Source organism: Erythrobacter sp., from assembly GCF_038133525.1.
GTDB lineage: Bacteria > Pseudomonadota > Alphaproteobacteria > Sphingomonadales > Sphingomonadaceae > Qipengyuania.
Genome location: NZ_JAYPTL010000187.1, coordinates 672 through 1,185, shown reverse-complemented (window position 1 = coordinate 1,185; position 514 = coordinate 672). Strand labels below are relative to the sequence as shown.

General features: G+C 64.2%; 1 protein-coding gene. It reads right to left on the bottom strand.

What is annotated here, in order from left to right:
- Positions 1 to 514: S16 family serine protease (locus AAFM29_RS17845; protein WP_341714049.1), on the bottom strand; the 514-nt coding region annotated here is incomplete at both ends.

Here is a 514-nt window from a genome sequence, read left to right as displayed (position 1 = left end):
TCCTTCTTGTTCTCCTCGGGGATCAGCACGGTTTTGATGCCGCCGCGCAGCGCCGCCAGCAGCTTTTCCTTCAGCCCGCCAATCGCCAGCACGCGGCCACGCAGCGTGACCTCACCCGTCATCGCGACATCGGCGCGCACCGGAATGCCCGTCAGTGTCGAGACGATGGAAGTGACCATGCCGATACCTGCGCTCGGCCCGTCCTTGGGCACGGCACCTTCGGGCAGGTGGATATGGATATCCTTGTGGCGGAAGATCGAAGGCTTGATCCCGTAATGCGGGGCGCGCGCCTTGACGAAGGAGAAGGCCGCCTGAACGCTCTCGTTCATGACCTCGCCCAGCTTGCCGGTGGTGCGGACATTGCCCTTGCCGGGCACGGTGACGCTTTCGATCGTCAGCAATTCGCCGCCAACCTCGGTCCAGGCAAGGCCGGTGACCGCGCCGACCTGGTTCTCTTCCTCGGAAACGCCATGGCGGAATTTGCGCACGCCGGCGTAATCGCCAAGGTTCTCGG